This window comes from Achromobacter sp. NCFB-sbj8-Ac1-l (assembly GCF_052695805.1).
The window spans coordinates 633,629-650,526 of record NZ_CP199812.1 but is presented as its reverse complement, the minus strand read 5'-3'; the positions used below and the strand labels follow the sequence as shown (position 1 = coordinate 650,526).

Annotated in this window: 10 protein-coding genes; 5 read left to right on the top strand and 5 right to left on the bottom strand. The window is 67.3% G+C overall.

Going from position 1 to position 16,898, the window contains the following annotated elements; all coding sequences use genetic code 11:
* Positions 1-41: 41 nt before the first annotated feature.
* On the bottom strand, positions 42-2,483 hold the full coding sequence (locus ACUDP5_RS03020) for a GNAT family N-acetyltransferase (RefSeq protein WP_263914339.1): 2,442 nt from the start codon (positions 2,481-2,483) through the stop codon (positions 42-44).
* 120 nt (positions 2,484-2,603) lie between these two features.
* Between ACUDP5_RS03020 and gltX the strand changes: the two genes are divergently transcribed.
* A complete protein-coding gene (gene gltX / locus ACUDP5_RS03015; protein ID WP_263914340.1) occupies positions 2,604-4,010 on the top strand; it encodes a glutamate--tRNA ligase in 1,407 nt (468 codons plus the stop codon).
* A 98-nt stretch (positions 4,011-4,108) separates the two neighbouring features.
* Here gltX and ACUDP5_RS03010 read toward each other — a convergent pair whose 3' ends face one another.
* From ACUDP5_RS03010 to ACUDP5_RS03000, 3 genes are all read right to left on the bottom strand, one after another.
* Positions 4,109-5,302, bottom strand: coding sequence for an MFS transporter (locus ACUDP5_RS03010; protein WP_445658130.1), 1,194 nt, complete (start codon positions 5,300-5,302; stop codon positions 4,109-4,111).
* A 159-nt stretch (positions 5,303-5,461) separates the two neighbouring features.
* The gene (locus ACUDP5_RS03005) at positions 5,462-5,968 is read right to left on the bottom strand and encodes a hypothetical protein (protein WP_025137607.1); all 507 of its coding nucleotides are present in this window, start codon (positions 5,966-5,968) and stop codon (positions 5,462-5,464) included.
* 189 nt (positions 5,969-6,157) lie between these two features.
* Positions 6,158-7,057: a LysR family transcriptional regulator gene (locus ACUDP5_RS03000; protein ID WP_263914343.1), complete on the bottom strand. Its 900-nt coding sequence runs from the start codon at positions 7,055-7,057 to the stop codon at positions 6,158-6,160.
* 84 nt (positions 7,058-7,141) lie between these two features.
* Here ACUDP5_RS03000 and ACUDP5_RS02995 point away from each other — a divergent pair, with 84 nt between their 5' ends.
* Together ACUDP5_RS02995 and ACUDP5_RS02990 are read left to right on the top strand one after the other, a co-directional pair.
* On the top strand, positions 7,142-8,017 hold the full coding sequence (locus ACUDP5_RS02995; protein ID WP_445658129.1) for an alpha/beta hydrolase: 876 nt from the start codon (positions 7,142-7,144) through the stop codon (positions 8,015-8,017).
* A 181-nt stretch (positions 8,018-8,198) separates the two neighbouring features.
* Positions 8,199-9,197, top strand: coding sequence for a tripartite tricarboxylate transporter substrate binding protein (locus tag ACUDP5_RS02990; RefSeq protein WP_263914346.1), 999 nt, complete (start codon positions 8,199-8,201; stop codon positions 9,195-9,197).
* Positions 9,198-9,551: 354 nt separating this feature from the next.
* Here the strand turns inward: ACUDP5_RS02990 and ACUDP5_RS02985 are convergent, their stop codons facing one another.
* On the bottom strand, positions 9,552-10,001 hold the full coding sequence (locus tag ACUDP5_RS02985; RefSeq protein WP_049071146.1) for an Lrp/AsnC family transcriptional regulator: 450 nt from the start codon (positions 9,999-10,001) through the stop codon (positions 9,552-9,554).
* A 138-nt stretch (positions 10,002-10,139) separates the two neighbouring features.
* On the opposite strand from ACUDP5_RS02985, the gene ACUDP5_RS02980 reads away from it, so the two are divergent.
* Positions 10,140-13,646: an indolepyruvate ferredoxin oxidoreductase family protein gene (locus tag ACUDP5_RS02980; protein ID WP_263914348.1), complete on the top strand. Its 3,507-nt coding sequence runs from the start codon at positions 10,140-10,142 to the stop codon at positions 13,644-13,646.
* A gap of 304 nt (positions 13,647-13,950) precedes the next feature.
* The gene (locus ACUDP5_RS02975) at positions 13,951-16,881 is read left to right on the top strand and encodes a ribonucleoside-diphosphate reductase subunit alpha (protein ID WP_263914349.1); all 2,931 of its coding nucleotides are present in this window, start codon (positions 13,951-13,953) and stop codon (positions 16,879-16,881) included.
* The last annotated feature ends 17 nt before the right edge of the window (positions 16,882-16,898 follow it).

The following is a 16,898-nucleotide window of genomic DNA, read 5'->3' as shown; positions in this document are numbered from 1 at the left end:
CGCGAACCCGGCCGGCGCATGGCGGCATCCGCCGCCCCGCATCAGCCCAGGTTCAGCCAGACCCGCCGCATGGTCGGGTCTTCGGGGTCCGCGTCGTTGGTAAAGCCCAGGCTGGTCATCAGCGACAGCATGGGCCGGTTGGTCGACAGCACCAGTCCGTCGATGTATTCCAGCCCCTGCTCACGCGCCGCGTCGATCAGCGCGGTCATCAGCTGACGGCCCAGGCCGCGGCGCTGCCAGTCGTCGCCGATCACCAGCGCGTATTCCGCGCCGCGCCCGTCCGGATTGCGCAAATAATGCGCAAACCCGACCAGGACCTCGCGCGGATGGCCGCGGTTGGCCGGGTTGGGCACCTGCGTGGCGGCCACCAGGGCCAGTTCGCGGTGGTAGTCCACCTGGGTGTAGCGCGACACCATGCGCGGGGTCAGCTCGCGCATCATCGATACGAAGCGCATGTAGCGCGAGCGTTCGGACAGGCCGCGGATGAATTCCTGCAACGGCTGGGCGTCTTCCGGGCGGATCGGCCGCAGCACCCACGGAATGCCATCGGCAAAGCGGCGCACCTGCACCAGGCGGGCCGGGTACGGGTGGATCGCCATGTGCGGATAGCCGGTGGTCTGCGGCGATTCGCAGCCCGGCTTGTCGGTCAGCGTCATGCGCAGGCCGCCGGCGCGCAGATGGGTTTCGCCGGCGTAGAGGGGGTCGATGTCCAGCGTTTCGATGTCCGGCAGTTCGGACACCAGCTCGGACACCAGCACCAGCGCCTGTTGCAGCGCCTCGGCGGCCTGGTGGCCGACGCGCGGCGCCAGGACCTTGCGCCACAGGCGGCTGCGTTCGATCAGCTGGCGCGCCAGAAAGCCGTTGAGCGGCGGCAGGTCCATGCCGCGATCGGACTGGGACAGCACGGCATCCGGGCCGCCCGCGCCGAAGCGGATGACCGGGCCGAACTGCGGATCGCGCCGCACCCGGATGGCCATGGGGCGGGATTCGGGCTCGCCCAGCGCCACGTCCACCGGCATGTCGCGCAGCGGCACGTAGAACAGGGCCAGCAGCGCGCGGACCTCGGACGTATTGAGTTCGCGCCGGCAATCGGCCCGCACCCGCGCCAGGATGTCGCGCGCGGCGGCCAGGTCGGGCACGTGGGTGGCCGGTTCGGGCGGCTGGGTCTGCAGCAGCAGTTGCTGGTTGTAGTGGTGCGAGGCCAGCACGCCAAAGGCATCGGCCGCCGATTCGGGCGTGCGGAAGGCCGATGTGCCGGCGTCGTCCAGCATGCGCCGCAGCGGCCGCATGCCGGCGTCGCCCATGAAACACGTGACCACGGGCTTCTTGGCCTTGGGCGCGATCAGCGCAAGTTCACGCGCCACGGCGGGCATGTCCGCCAGCGCATCGGGCGCCAGCAGCACCAGCACGCCGTCCACGCCGGCATCGTCCAGCACGGTGTCCAGGATGGCGCGGATGCGTTCGGGCGTCAGCGGGGTGTAGGTGATGACCGGGTTGGCGCTGGCCGCGTCGGGCTCCAGCATCGCCGCCAGCGCACGCTGGGTGGCCGGCGCCAGGTCGGCGCGCAGCACGGCAGCGTCCGGGCCGATCAGGTCCATGGCCAATTGCGGGGGGCCGCTGCCGTTGGAGATCAGCGCCACCCGCCGGCCCTTGGGACGGCGGGTATAGCCCAGCACCTTCACGGCCGAGAATAACTGCACGAAGTAGCGCACCCGCACGGCGCCGGCGCGGCGCAGGGCGGCGTCGAAGATGGCGTCGGCGCTGTCGGTGTCCGCCCGGCCCGCCTTGAGCACGATGACCGGCTTGACGCTGGCCGCGGCCCGCAGGGTGCTCATGAACTCGCGTGCCGGCCCGACGTCTTCCAGGTAGAGCACGATGCTGTCGGTGCGCGGATCGCTGGCCAGGTAGTCCAGCACCTTGGACAGGCCCACCACCGCTTCGTCGCCCAGCGACACGGCGGTGGAAAAGCCGATGTGCACGTCTTCGGCCCAGTCCATCACGGCCGCCATGATGGAGCGCGACTGCGCCAGCAGCGCCACCCGGCCGGCACGCGCCAGCACCGGATGCTGGCTGAGATTCAGGCCGGCATGGGGCCGCTGGGCGCCGAACGAGCGCGGGCCCAGCAGCTCGCAGCGGTTTTCTTCGGCCCAGGCGCGGCACAGCGCCAGGGTGCCGCGCGGATACGGATCGGGCAGCGGATGCGGCAGCAGGATGACCGAGCGCGGCGCCAGCGGCGACAGGCGGCGCAGCGTTTCAGGCAGCACGGCGGGCGACACGCAAACCAGGGCCAGATCGGGGCGCTCGCCCGCGGCCAGGCCTTGCAGCGTGCCGGGCAGGTCGGGCGCGGCGCCGGTTTCACAGGCCACGAAGGTGGTGCGCGCCTTGAGCGCCGGCGACAGCGAGCCCGCCGCCGGCAGGGGCCGGTCGGCAACGATCACCAGCGAACTGGGTTCGAACATCGGGGCAAGTGCGTGTCGCAGCATGTCGTGGGCGGGCGCTCATCTAAAATACCGTTCATCGTAACAAGACAACCCCGCCGTCCGCTTGATGTGGACCCTGCCCGACGCCGCTTTGTGGCGCCGCAGCCGCTATCATTGCCACCTATGACTTCCAACGCCTCTTCCCCCATCCGTACCCGCTTCGCGCCTTCGCCGACGGGCTTCCTGCACCTGGGCGGCGCCCGCACCGCGCTGTTCTCCTGGGCCTTCGCGCGCCACCACCAGGGCACCTTCGTCCTGCGCATCGAAGACACGGACGTCGAACGCTCCACGCCGGAAGCGGTGCAGGCCATCCTGGACAGCATGGACTGGCTGGGCATGCAGCCTGACGAAGGCCCCTTCTACCAGATGCAGCGCATGGACCGCTATCGCGAAGTGGTGGCGCAGATGCTGGCCGCCGGCACCGCCTACCACTGCTACAGCTCGCCCGAGGAAGTGGAAGCCATGCGCGAGGCCGCCCGCGCCCGCGGCGACAAGCCGCGCTACGACGGCACCTGGCGCCCCGAACCCGGCAAGACGCTGCCCGCCATCCCGGCCGGCCGCCAGCCCGTGGTGCGCTTCAAGAACCCGCAGGAAGGCGCCACGTCCTGGAACGACATGGTCAAGGGCACCATCAGCTTTGACAACACCGAACTCGACGACCTGATCATCGCCCGCCCGGACGGCACGCCCACCTACAACTTCTGCGTGGTGGTCGACGACTGGGACATGGGCATCACCCACGTGCTGCGTGGCGACGACCACGTCAACAACACCCCGCGCCAGATCAACATCCTGCGCGCGCTGGGCGCCACCCTGCCCGAATACGGCCACGTACCGATGATTCTCGGCCCGGACGGCGAAAAGCTGTCCAAGCGCCACGGCGCGGTCAACGTCATGGAATACGACAACGAGGGCTACCTGCCCGAGGCCATGATCAACTACCTGGCCCGCCTGGGCTGGAGCCACGGCGACGACGAACTCTTCAGCCGCGAACAGCTGGTGCAGTGGTTCGACACCCGCCACCTGTCCAAGTCCGCCTCGCAGTGGGACCCCAAGAAGCTGAACTGGGTCAACGCCCACTACATCAAGCAGATGGACAACGCCGAGCTGGCCGAACGCGTCGCCCCGCGCGTGGCCAATCGCGGCGGCCACCCGGAAAAGATCGACCTGCCGGGCGTCATGGGCCTCTTGAAAGACCGCGCCGAAACGCTCGAGCAACTGGCCGACGGCGCCATGCTGTTCTGCGGTGAATTCAAGCCGGCCGCCCCGGAACTGGTCGAGCAGCACCTGACCGCTGCCGCCCGCGAGGCCCTGGCCGACTTCGCCCAGCGCGCCGCCGGCACCGACTGGACCCGCGAAGCCATCTCGGCGCTGATCAAGGCCGTGCTGGCCGACCGCGGCCTGAAGATGCCGCAACTGGCGATTCCGCTGCGCGTGGCCGTGACGGGCCAGACCCAGACGCCGGCGGTGGATGCCGTGCTGGCGCTGCTGGGCAAGGAAACCGTGCAGAAGCGCCTGGCCGCGATCTGAATGCCGCGCCCGGCCCCGCGCCGGGCATAGGCCCCAACAAAAAGCCCCGAACGGCGTTGCCGGACGGGGCTTTTTCATGTCGCGAGGCCTCGGCGCCGCTACGCCGCCTGGGGCCGGGATTTCAGCGCACGCGAGAAAAACGCGCCCAACAGCGGCAGCAGCACGGCCGAGCCGCCGAACAGCACCGCCGCGCCGACCTCGTCCACCACCGCGCCGGCCAGCGCCACGCCGGCCGCCTGGCCCATGAACAGGCATGACGCGAACCACGCCACCGCCGTGCCGCGCGCGGACGGCACCATCTGGGTGGCGTTGGTCTGCAAGGTGGCGTGCAGCAGGTAGTAGCCAAACCCGGCCAGCACGCTGGCCAGCAGGCTCCACAGCCACACCGGCCCCAGCCAGTACGACAGGAAGGCCACGCCCAGCACCAGCCCGCCTGCCACCGCCAGGCCACGTTCGCCCAGGCGTTTGAGGATGCGACCCGCCACCACCGTGTAGAGCAGCCCGCCCACCGCATATACCGCCACCAGCGCGCCTGCGGCGGTCAGCGAGATATCGAAGCGTTCGTGCAGATACGACGGCGCGAAAGCCAGCGCGCCAAACACCAGCAGACCTTCGATGAACACCGTGGCCAGCACCACCCGCGCCCACGGGGTGCCCAGCACCTGGCGCGCCTGCGCCACGAACCCTTGGCGGGGCGCGTTGGGATCCACCACGCCCAGCCCGGCGCGGCGCTGGCGCCGCACTTCCTGGTGCAGCAGCACTCCCACCACGAGATAACCGCACACCAGCGCGGCAAAGGCCCAGCGCCAGCCCAGGGTGTCGGCGAACAGGCCGCCGGCCAGTTGGCCCGTCGCCATGCCCAGAATGGTGCCCGTCAGGAAGCGCGCCAGGGTCGCCTGGCGCCGCTCGTAGGGCACGGTGTCGCCGATCCAGGCCATCGACAGCGGCACGATGCCCGCCCCCGCGGCCCCCGACAGGGCGCGGCACACCACCAGCATGTCCAGCGTCTCGGCCGCGACGGCCCCGGCACTGCCCACTGCGCAGGCAAAGGTCGCCACGCTGACAACGCGGTACTTGCCATAGCGGTCACCGACCGGACCGAAGAACATCTGCAGCACGCCGTAGGCCACGGCAAACGCGGTCACCGCGCGCGCGGCCTGCCCGGTGGTGGCACCGAATTCGGCTGCCAACTGGGGCAACATGGGATCACAGATGCGAAAGGCGCTGGCGCTGACGAAAGCGGCCAGGGCCAGGAGCGCGATGGCGCGCGCTTCAGAGGAAAGGGCAGGCATGGAAGACCGGCGGCGGGATGGAAGGCGAAGTTCGCACCATACTCCAGCCGGACGCGCTTGGCGACGCCGCGGGCCGGCGCCTGTCCGCCCGGCGGGAAAGGCGGCCGCACGGCGTGGCGTCGCCGGCGGCTCGCCGTGCCCTCCGGCCTGAAGCCGCCCTCAATATGGCAGGCGATAACCCTGCGGCATGCGGCGCGCGGTCACGACCTGGCCGCCGCTTTTCAGTTCGCGCAGCGTCAGCTTGGCCTGCTCGACCTTTTCCACGCGGTAGCGGTTGACGTAGATCGGATCGGCGGCATCGACGATTTCGCCGTTCGATTGCGTGGTCTGCATGGTGTAGATGCCGTCCACCACGCTCCAGCAGCCGGTTTCACGCAGGGCCGGACGCGTCTTGCGACCGATCTTGAGCTGCGTTTCGTAGGCCATGCGGCCGTCGGCGTACAGCACGGTCAAGGCCTGGAAATCGCCGCTGACGCCGCGCGGCTTCGAATTCGAATACCAGGTGCCGACCATGGGATCGCCGCTCTTGGCCGGCACGCAGGCCATCGGCTTGGGCGGCCCTTCGGGCTGGGCCTCGGTAATGGAGGCGGGTTTGCGGGCGACACAGCCCCCCAGGATCAACACGGCGCAGACCACGCCCGCCGTACGCAAATACACACTGCTCATGACTTCCTCAACACGTCTGTCGACGCGTCGCGCCGCTCAGATCGGCGCGCCCCTCGCGCAGCAAACATCACGCACTCTAAAGAGGCGTCCATGAAGAATCAACGACGATCCGCGCCAAGTGCAATTGCGCAACAGTCCGTCGGGAAAAGCGCCCGCTTTACCGCGCTAACACGCAAAAATGCGTTGGTTTCACACGACAGTGCGACCGCCGCGCGCAGCCTTTTCGCGCAGCATTTCTTCCATGCGCGCAGCGGCCGGCGACAGGCTGCGGCCGGCCAGTCGGGTGATGCCCAGCTCACGCTCGATGCGCGGCCGCGCCAGCGGCACGAAGGCCAGTCCGGGCGATTCGGGCGGCACGCCCAACTGCGCCAGCACCGTCACCCCCACGCCGCGTTCCAGCATCGCCAGCAGCGACATCATGTTGGACACGAACACCTGCCGCTCCATCATGAACGCCGCCTGCGGGTAATCGGCCAACTGCCGGTGCGCCACCGTGCCCACCAGCGGCAGGGTGGCGATCTCGCGCCAGGTCACCGACTTGCGGCCCGCCAGCGGATGGCCGCGATGGCAGACCAGCCCGAACGCGTCGCGCAAGAGCGGCTCGAACGACAGACGCCGGTCCCGCAGCACCGGGCTGCACACGCCGAGTTCGACCTCGCCCGCCAGCACCATGCGTTCGACGCCTTCGGAGTTGTCGTCGAACAGGCGCAACGCCACCGCCGGATAGCGCGCGCGGTAAGTCGCCACCAATTCGGGCAACCAATGCGTCGCCACCGTGGCCACCGATGCCATCGTCAGCGTGCCGGCCTGGTTGCTGGCCAGCCCCGACAAGGTGCCGGCCACCCGGTCATGATGCTCGACCAGTTCACGCGCCAGCGGCAGGCAGTCCTGCCCGAACCGCGTCAACGCGTTGCCATTGCCGCGCTCGAACAGCGGCTGGCCCAGGCGCTGCTCCATCTCGCGGATCGACAGCGACAGCGCCGGCTGCGAGCGAAACGCCCGCGCCGCCGCCGCGCGGAAACTGCGCAATTCAGCCACCAGCAGGAAGTGGCGGTAGTGCGTGATCGACAGTTCTGGCAAGGCGGGCATGGAGCGGTCTGATTTTGTAGAACTTATCGATTTATAGGAAAAATAAAGTTTTCTCATCATAGGCCGCCACTTAAGATGGCCGCAATGACGACGACCACCCTCGCCCCCACCGCTTCCCACGATGTCGATCCACTGGACTTCAGCCTGGCCGACCGGCTGACCAGCCATGACGTCGGACAAGGCCGGCTGCTGATCGGCCGGGCCGCCCCCGCCCGCAGGCCCGCCGACGCTTTCGCATCCCATGCCGGGCCCGGCCTGTTGTTCGTGCCGGGCGGCTACCATGGCGCCTGGTGCTACGCGCACTACCTGGATTACTTCGCTCGCGCCGGCCTGCCCTGCGCCGCCGTGGATGTGCGCGGCCACGGCCCGCTGCCCCGAGACGCCAATTTCATCCAGGCCGGCGTCAGTGACCTGGCCCACGATGTCGTCGCCGCGCTCGATGCGCTGGACGGCCCGACCGTCGTCGTCGGCCACAGCGTCGGCGCCCTCCCCGCCCTGCTCGCCGCCACCCAGCGCCCCGTCGCCGGCATCATCCTCATGGCGCCATCCCCGCCCGGCAACCTGCCCGGCGCACGGGCCTTGCCGCCCGTCCCCGAAGACGTCGTTCGCCAACCTCCCGCCGCCACCGAAGTCCGCGCCCGCTTTCTCGCCACCTCGCCCGACCGCGACGTCAGCGCCGTCATGCGCCGCCTCACGCCCGAAAGCCCCCGGGTGCTCAACGAGCGCTACCTGCTGTGCGTTCCCGTCGACCCCGCTGCCATCACCGCCCCCGGCCTGTGCCTGGAAGCCGGCCTGGACTCGCACGACCGCCACCCGCCCGGGCAAGACCGCGCCATCGCCCGCTTCTATGGCTTTGACCACGCCGTCCTTGCCGGACAGCCGCACTGCATGATGTACGGCGACCACTGGCAGGCCAGCGCCGCAGCCATCCTGGACTGGCACCGCCGGCGATTCGGCTAGTCCCGAACGAGGCGCCAGAGCCAGCCCTGCGTACCCTGCCGCGCACATAGCGACCGCGAACAAGGCGCCGAAACACGGACACCCACCCAGCCAACACCCAAAACCCAAGCCCCCGCAGCAAAGCCGCACCGCCTCAGCCCAAAACGATAACGGCGCCCATTGGCGCCGCCAGGAGACAAGCATGACCCGCACCCCAACCCATCCCGCCACGCCCCCATCGCGCCGCACCGCCCTGCGCGCCCTGTTCGCCAGCGCCACGCTGCTGCTGGCCGGCGCGGCCCACGCCGCCGGCTGGCCCGAAAAGCCCATCACCCTCATCGTCCCGTCCGCCGCTGGCGGCGCCGCCGACCTCACCGCCCGCACCTTCGCCCAGTTCCTCGGCAAACAGACCGGCCAGACCGTCATCGTCGAAGACCGCCCCGGCGCCGGCGGCATCGTCGGCACCAACGCCGCCAAGAACGCCACCGCCGACGGCTACACCTTCCTCCTGTCCACCAACTCCACCCACGCCGCCAACCAGTTCCTGTACAAGAGCCTGCCCTACGACGCCCAGAAAGACTTCGTCCAGATCGGCATGCTCGGCACCTTCGGCACCGTCGGCATCGTCGCCCCCGACAGCCCCTACCGCACCGTGCCCGAACTGGTCGACTACGCCAAGAAACACCCCGGCGAAGTCTTCTTCGGCTACTACAGCTCGTCCTCCCAGGTCCCCGCCGAACTCTTCAAAAAGCGCGCCGGCATCGACATCGGCGCCGCCGGCTACAAGAACATCACCCAGATCATCACCGACCTGCGCGGCAAACAGATCGGCTTCGCCTTCGTCGACTACCTCACCGCCATGGGCCAGATCGACGGCAAAGGCCTCGCCCCCCTGGCCGTCACCGCCGACAAACGCCATCCCGCCTGGCCCGACGTCCCCACCATGTCCACCTACTACCCCGACTTCATCGTCGCCGGCTGGCTAGGCATATCCGCCCCCGCCGGCACCCCGGCCGACATCGTCGCCAAAATGAACGCCGCCACCCAAGCCGCGGTAAAAGACACCGCCACCGCCGATAAACTCCGCGCCCTGGGCCTGACCCCCGAAGCCATGGACACCCCCCGCTTCGACACCTTCGTCAAGGAAGACACCGCCCGCTGGCAGGAATGGATCAAGATCTCGGGGATACAACCCCAATAAAGACGCGCGAAAAGCGCTCTATATATAGAGACGATCCAAAAAGAAAGGCCAACCGCCCCAAAAGCAGTTGGCCCAGCATAACCAACACCCCCCCCCTCCCCCCCCCAAAAAAACGATCTTGGCAACCACGCCAAGCACACGATTCGCCCCAGGGCCCGAGGCTAAGCCTCATCAAGAGCGCGTGACGGGGCAGGCGGGGTGAGGGCGGGGCGTGTAGATGCGCCCGAGGGAATCCGTAGGAGTCGCCGAAGGCGAGGACGAGGATGAGTACGGGGCAGTCCGGAGCGAAGGCTCCGGACCGCAATCGTAGCCCCGCCCTCACCCCGCCTGCCCCGTCACGCGCGCCTTAAGAACTCAAAGCGGCAACTTCAACTCATGCTTGATCTCACGCAAAGCCACAATCGTCCGAGTCTGCCGAATCCCCGGCATATTGAACAAAAACCGATGCAAAAACCGATCATAGGCCTCAGGACTCTCAACAAGAATCTTCAACAGAAAATCCGAATCCCCCGTCACCGCATAGCACTCCAGAATCTCCGGCGCATCCCGCACTGACCGCTCGAAATTCTCCACCGTATTCGCCGAATGCCGCTCCAGGCTGATCTGCGCGAACATGCACCCCAGCCCCACCTTGCTGCGATCCACCTGCGCGCTATAGCCCTGGATCACCCCGCTCGCCTCCAGCGCCTTCACCCGCCGCCACACCGGCGCCGCCGACAGCCCCACCTTTTCAGACAACTGCTGCGCCGAAGCCCGGCCGTCCTCCTGCAGGGCCTTGAGGATGCCGATATCGGTCTTGTCCATCGTTTTGTCTCCTGTTTGGGTCGAAATTCCGCGAATACGAAATATTCATTGCGAATTATAGGGATAGCACGATCCAAAAACGCAATAAACCTGATGCTGCACGAACCTATCATGGTGCCGACTACAGGAGTATTCACGATGGACGGTACCCCCGCCGCCGAGCCCCAGCTGGACCTTGATTACCAGCTCGCCGACAACCTCACCCGCGAGACCGGCCGCATCTTTCTCACCGGCACCCAGGCCCTGGTGCGCATCATGCTCACCCAGCGCCGCATCGACCGCGAGCGCGGCCTGAACACCGCCGGCTTCGTCTCCGGCTACCGTGGCTCGCCCCTGGGCGGCGTCGACATGGCCATGTGGAAAGCGCAGAAAGCGCTGGACGCCAACCAGATCTCGTTCCTGCCCGGCATCAACGAAGACATGGCCGCCACCGCCGTCATGGGCACCCAGCAGGCCGGCGTGCGCGCCGACCGCAATGTCGATGGCGTCTTCGCCATGTGGTACGGCAAAGGCCCCGGCGTCGACCGCGCCGGCGACGCCCTGCACCACGGCAACGCCGCCGGCGCCTCGCGCCACGGCGGCGTGCTCGTCGTCGTGGGCGACGACCACACCGCCGTGTCCTCGTCCATTCCGCACGCCAGCGAAGCGTCCCTGATCGGCTGGCAGATGCCCATCGTGCATCCGTCCTCCATCGACGAATACGAAACCTTCGCCCTCTGGGGCTGGGCCCTGTCGCGCCATGCCGGCACCTGGGTCGCCTTCAAGGCCGTCTCCGAAACCATCGAAAGCGGCCACTCCTTCACGCCCGCGCCCATCGTCGCCTACGACATGCCGGCCGACCCCGACCTGCCGCCCGAAGCGCTGGAATATTCCGCCCGCGACTTCCTGTCGCTGGCCGTCGAAACCCGCATGAACCTGCGCATGAAGGCCGTCACCGCCTTCGCGCGCCGCCACAGCATCGACCGCCTGACCTGTCCGGCGCCGCGCGCCACCGTCGGTATCGTCACCGTCGGCAAGGCCCACCTGGACACCATGGAGGCGCTGACGCGGCTGGGCGTGGACACCGTCACCGCCAACGCGCCCGTGCGCATCTACAAGCCGGGCCTGACCTGGCCGCTTGATGCCGAGCGCATGCTGGAATTCGCGCGCGGCCTGTCGCACATCCTCGTGATCGAGGAAAAAGGCGCCGTCGTCGAAACCCAGCTCAAGGACCTGCTGTTCAACCTGCCCGAGCGCGCCAGCGTCATCGGCAAGAAGGGCTTTGACGGCGAACCCCTGGTGCCGTCGGCCGGCCAGTTGCGGCCGTCGCTGCTGGCCCGCCCGCTGGCTGCCTGGCTGTCGCGCACCGCCGGCCTGCAGACCGGTGCCGACCTGACCGGCTTCGAGTGCCAGGACACCCTGTCCAACGACGCAGACGGCATGCGCCGCCGGCCCTACTTCTGTTCGGGCTGTCCGCACAGTACCTCGACCAAGGTGCCCGAAGGCAGCCAGGCGCTGTCCGGCGTGGGCTGCCACTACATGGCCGCCTGGATGGACCGCGACACCGGCGGCCTGACCCAGATGGGCGGCGAAGGGGTCGACTGGATCGGCCTGTCGCGCTACACCAGGATGCCGCACATCTTCCAGAACATGGGAGAAGGCACCTACTACCACTCCGGCTACCTGGCCATTCGCCAGGCGGTGGCCGCCAAGGCCAACATCACCTACAAGATCCTGTTCAACGACGCGGTCGCCATGACGGGCGGCCAGCCGGTGGACGGCCCGATCTCGGTGCCGCAGATCTGCCAGCAGCTGCGCGGCGAAAACGTCGCCCGCATCGTCGTCACCAGCGACGAGCCCGAAAAATACCAGGGCGTGGACCTGGGCCCCGGCATCAAGGTGCACCATCGCCGCGAGCTCGACGCCCTGCAGCGCGAGCTGCGCGAGATCGCCGGCGTCACCGTGCTCATCCACGACCAGACCTGCGCCGCCGAAAAGCGTCGCCGCCGCAAGAAGAACCAGTTCCCCGACCCCGCGCGCCGCATGCTGATCAACAGCGCGGTCTGCGAAGGCTGCGGCGACTGCGGCGTGAAATCGAACTGCCTGTCGGTGGTGCCGCTGGAAACGCCCTACGGCCGCAAGCGCGCCATCGACCAGTCCAGCTGCAACAAGGATTATTCCTGCGCGGAAGGCTTCTGCCCCAGCTTTGTGTCCGTCATGGGCGGCAAGCCTCGCAAGAGCGCTGCCCCCAAGGCCGACCAGGAACACCTGCAACAGCTCATCCAGCAGCTGCCGCTGCCGCAGTTGCCCGCGCTGGATCGCCCCTACCGCATGCTGGTCGCGGGCATGGGCGGCACCGGCGTCATCACCATCGGCGCCATTGTCTCGATGGCCGCCCACCTGGAAGGCCTGTCGGCCGCCGTGCTGGACCTGACCGGCCTGGCGCAGAAGGGCGGCACCGTCGTCAGCCATATCCGCCTGGCCCCGGCGGGCGCCCCCGCCGGCCCCGTGCGGCTGGACTGGCAGCAGGCCGACGCCGCGATCCTGTGCGACCCGGTCGCCTCGGTCGCGCCGGACTCGCTGGGCGCGCTGCGCCGCGGCCACACCCGCGTCACCGTCAACACCTACGTCGCGCCGGTGTCCGAATTCACCCGCAACCCCGACGCCGCCATGCGGCCCGAGGCCCTGCTGGCCAAGATCCGCCACGCGGCGGGCGAGGCCAACACCGCCGCCATCGACGCCCACGAGGCGGCGCTGGCCCTGTTCGGCGACAGCATCCTGTCCAACATGTTCATGCTGGGCTATGCCTGGCAGCGCGGCGGCGTGCCGCTGTCGCAGGCCGCCATCAACCGCGCCATCGAACTGAACGGCGTGGCGGTTGCGGCCAACCGGGCCGCGTTCGACAGCGGCCGCCTCGCCGCGCACCAGCCCGACGCGCTGGACGGCGCGCTGCGCCCCCGTGCCCAGGTGGTGCAGTTGCACGTGCCCGAAACGTTCGAGCGCGCCGTGGCCCGCCGCGTCGAGGACCTGACCGCCTACCAGGACGCGGCCTACGCCAGCCAGTATCGCGAAGTGGTCGAACGCGTCGCGGCCCGCGAACGCGAACTGGCGCCCGACGCCAAGACGCCGCGCCTGGCCCTGGCGGTGGCGCGCAGCCTGTTCAAGCTGATGGCCTACAAAGACGAATACGAGGTTGCACGGCTCTACACCGGCGAGGCCTTCCAGGCGCAACTGCAAGGCCAGTTCGAAGGCGACTACAGCCTGCGCTTTCACATGGCCCCGCCGATCTTCGCCCGCAAGGACCCGCGCACCGGCGTGCCACGCAAGATCACGCTGGGCCCGCGCACCATGACCGCACTCAAGCTGCTCACGCGCTTCAAGCGCCTGCGCGGCACCTGGTTCGATCCGTTCGGCCACACGGCCGAACGCAAGATGGAGCGCGCCCTGGTCGGCGAGTATCGCCAGACCATAGACCAGCTGCTTGCAGGGTTGAATCGCGACACCCTCGCGCAAGCGGCTACAATCGCCGCCCTTGCAGAAACCATACGCGGCTTCGGCCACGTCAAGGCAGCCAACGTCGAGAAGTACCGGACAGAGTTGGCTCGCTTGATGCAAAGCTATACGGCGCCTGCCCCGCGCGATGTACCCCTGCGGAAAACCGCATAAACACTCGCGTTGAGCGGTCCTGTCCCGGGCGCGCCTTAGCAGGCGCGCCCGGTGCATTTGGTAACAATCTTTTGGGAACTTGGTCCTATCTTCTTCTTGTGGGTGTCGTACTCGATCACTAGAATTAGTGTCCAACGAGGGGTGCTACACTACATGTTGTGGTCGCCTAACCGCTGATTCTCGTCGGCCACGCCATACGGATACGTCCGTCCAAGCGTTGCGACCCCCCTCAATAAGATCCAATTTCGTACCTGACATGACGTCGTCATGTCGCTATCTACGCGCTTTTCGCACAGGAGCTTCCATGCAGACTACGATCGCCTCTGTGACCCGGCCCTCGGCCGTGCCGCCCTCTCAAACCGATTCCCCGGCCGACGCCAATGGCGGGCAATGGGCCAGCTACAACATCATTCGCCGCAATGGCTCGGTGGTCGGGTTCGAACCCAGCAAGATCGCCATCGCCATGACCAAGGCCTTCCTGGCCGTCAACGGCGGCCAGGGCGCAGCCTCGGCCCGCGTGCGCGAACTGGTGGAACAGCTGACGTCCCAGGCCGTCAACGCGCTGGTGCGCAACCGCCCCGGTGGCGGCACCTTCCATATTGAAGACATCCAGGACCAGGTCGAACTGGCCCTGATGCGCTCGGGCCAGCACGATGTCGCCCGCGCCTATGTGCTCTACCGCGAAAAGCGCACCCAGGAACGCGCCGCTGCTGCTGCTGCCGAAGGCCAGCAGAAGACCGACGCCGCGCCGCAGGAACACGTGCTGAACGTCACGGACGCGGGTGTCCGCCGTCCGCTGGACATCGCCGAACTGCGCGCCACCATCGTCGCCGCTGGCGAAGGCCTGGCCGAATTCATCGATTCGGAAGCCATCCTGAAGGAAACGGTCAAGAACCTGTACGACGGCATTCCCGTCGACGAGGTCTACAAGTCCGCCATCCTGTCGGCGCGCGCGCTGGTCGAAAAGGACCCCGCCTACAGCCAGGTCACCGCTCGCCTCCTGCTGCACACGATCCGCAAGGAAGTGCTGGGCGAGGAAGTCTCGCAAGACGGCATGGGCGCTCGCTACGCCGAATACTTCCCCACGTTCATCGCCCGCGGCATCGAAGGCGGCCTGCTGTCGCCCGACCTGGCCAGCTATGACCTGACCAAGCTGGGCAAGGCACTGAACGCCAAGCGCGACCTGCAATTCGGCTATCTCGGCCTGCAGACCCTGTACGACCGCTACTTCCTGCACATCCGCGGCACCCGCATCGAACTGCCGCAGGTGTTCTTCATGCGCGTGGCCATGGGCCTGGCGCTGCGCGAATCCGACCGCGAAACCCGCGCGATCGAGTTCTACGAGATCCTGTCGTCGTTCGACTTCATGAGCTCGACCCCGACGCTGTTCAACTCGGGCACCCTGCACTCGCAGCTGTCGTCGTGCTACCTGACCACCGTCTCGGACGACCTGGAAGGCATCTACGACGCCATCAAGGAAAACGCCCTGCTGGCCAAGTACGCCGGCGGCCTGGGCAACGACTGGACCCCGGTGCGCGCGCTGCGCAGCCACATCAAGGGCACCAACGGCGAAAGCCAGGGCGTGGTTCCGTTCCTGAAGGTCGTCAACGACACCGCCGTGGCGGTGAACCAGGGCGGCAAGCGCAAGGGCGCGGTCTGCACGTACCTGGAATCGTGGCACCTGGACATCGAAGAGTTCCTGGAACTGCGCAAGAACACCGGCGACGAACGCCGCCGCACGCACGACATGAACACGGCGAACTGGATTCCCGACCTGTTCATGAAGCGCGTCATGGAAGGCGGTGAATGGACGCTGTTCTCGCCGTCCGACTGCCCCGACCTGCACGACAAATACGGCAAGGCTTTCGAAGAAGCCTACGTCGGCTACGAAGCGCGCGTTGCCAGCGGCGAACTGAAGCTGTTCAAGAAGATGCCGGCGCTGAACCTGTGGCGCAAGATGCTGTCGATGCTGTTCGAAACCGGCCACCCCTGGATCACGTTCAAGGATCCTTGCAACATCCGCTCGCCGCAGCAGCACGTCGGCGTGGTCCACAGCTCGAACCTGTGCACCGAGATCACCCTGAACACCAACGAATCCGAAATCGCGGTGTGCAACCTGGGTTCCGTGAACCTGGTCGCCCACATGAAGCCGGCCGCGAATGGTGGTTTCGAACTGGACCACGACAAGATCAAGCGCACCGTCAGCATCGCCATGCGCATGCTCGACAACGTCATCGACATCAACTACTACGCCGTCGAGAAGGCCCGCAATTCCAATGCGCGCCACCGTCCGGTGGGCATGGGCATCATGGGCTTCCAGGATTGCCTGCAGATGATGCGCGTGCCGTACGCTTCGCAAGACGCCGTCGAATTCGCGGATCGCTCGATGGAAGCGGTGTGCTATCACGCCTACTGGGCCTCGAGCCTGCTGGCTGAAGAGCGTGGTCGCTATCAATCGTACGAAGGCTCGCTGTGGTCGCGTGGCATCTTGCCGCAAGACACGTTGAAGATGCTGCGTGATGAACGCGGTGGTCATGTCGAGGTCGATGAATCGAGCACGCTCGATTGGGATACGTTGCGCGCGCGCATCAAACAACACGGCATGCGCAACTCCAATTGCATCGCAATCGCCCCAACCGCGACTATTTCCAATATCATTGGTGTATCTGCGTGCATCGAACCCACTTTCCAGAACTTGTACGTTAAATCGAATCTCTCCGGCGAGTTCACGGTCGTTAACGATTATCTCGTGCGTGACCTGAAGAAACTCGGTCTCTGGGACGAAGTCATGGTCGCCGACCTCAAGTACTTCGACGGCAGCCTGTCCCGCATCGATCGCGTACCTTCCGAACTCCGCGAACTCTACGCCACCGCGTTCGAAGTCGAACCGAGCTGGCTGGTTGAATGCGCGTCGCGTCGTCAGAAGTGGATCGACCAGGCTCAGTCCCTGAACATCTACATGGCTGGCGCATCGGGCAAGAAACTCGACGACACCTACAAGCTGGCTTGGAAGCGTGGCCTGAAGACGACCTACTACCTGCGTACCCTTGGCGCCACCAGCGCCGAGAAGTCCACGGGACGCGGCGGCGAACTGAACGCCGTCACCGCTGGCGGTCAATCCACCGCCGCCCCCGTGTCCGCTGCACCTGTTTTGCCGGAACCCGAAGTTCTCGGGGCGGTTTGCACCATGCGGCCGGGTGACCCCGGCTTCGAAGAGTGCGAAGCCTGCCAATAAACCGCCTCCGGAGAATG

Bases quoted from the DNA above. Each gene is read 5' to 3' on its own strand.
- ACUDP5_RS02990 (WP_263914346.1), top strand. From the start codon at position 8,199: ATGACCCGCACCCCAACCCATCCCGCCACGCCCCCATCGCGCCGCACC.
- ACUDP5_RS02975 (WP_263914349.1), top strand. From the start codon at position 13,951: ATGCAGACTACGATCGCCTCTGTGACCCGGCCCTCGGCCGTGCCGCCC.
- gltX (WP_263914340.1), top strand. From the start codon at position 2,604: ATGACTTCCAACGCCTCTTCCCCCATCCGTACCCGCTTCGCGCCTTCG.
- ACUDP5_RS02980 (WP_263914348.1), top strand. From the start codon at position 10,140: ATGGACGGTACCCCCGCCGCCGAGCCCCAGCTGGACCTTGATTACCAG.
- ACUDP5_RS02995 (WP_445658129.1), top strand. From the start codon at position 7,142: ATGACGACGACCACCCTCGCCCCCACCGCTTCCCACGATGTCGATCCA.
- ACUDP5_RS03000 (WP_263914343.1), bottom strand. From the start codon at position 7,057: ATGCCCGCCTTGCCAGAACTGTCGATCACGCACTACCGCCACTTCCTG.
- ACUDP5_RS03010 (WP_445658130.1), bottom strand. From the start codon at position 5,302: ATGCCTGCCCTTTCCTCTGAAGCGCGCGCCATCGCGCTCCTGGCCCTG.
- ACUDP5_RS03005 (WP_025137607.1), bottom strand. From the start codon at position 5,968: ATGAGCAGTGTGTATTTGCGTACGGCGGGCGTGGTCTGCGCCGTGTTG.
- ACUDP5_RS03020 (WP_263914339.1), bottom strand. From the start codon at position 2,483: ATGCTGCGACACGCACTTGCCCCGATGTTCGAACCCAGTTCGCTGGTG.
- ACUDP5_RS02985 (WP_049071146.1), bottom strand. From the start codon at position 10,001: ATGGACAAGACCGATATCGGCATCCTCAAGGCCCTGCAGGAGGACGGC.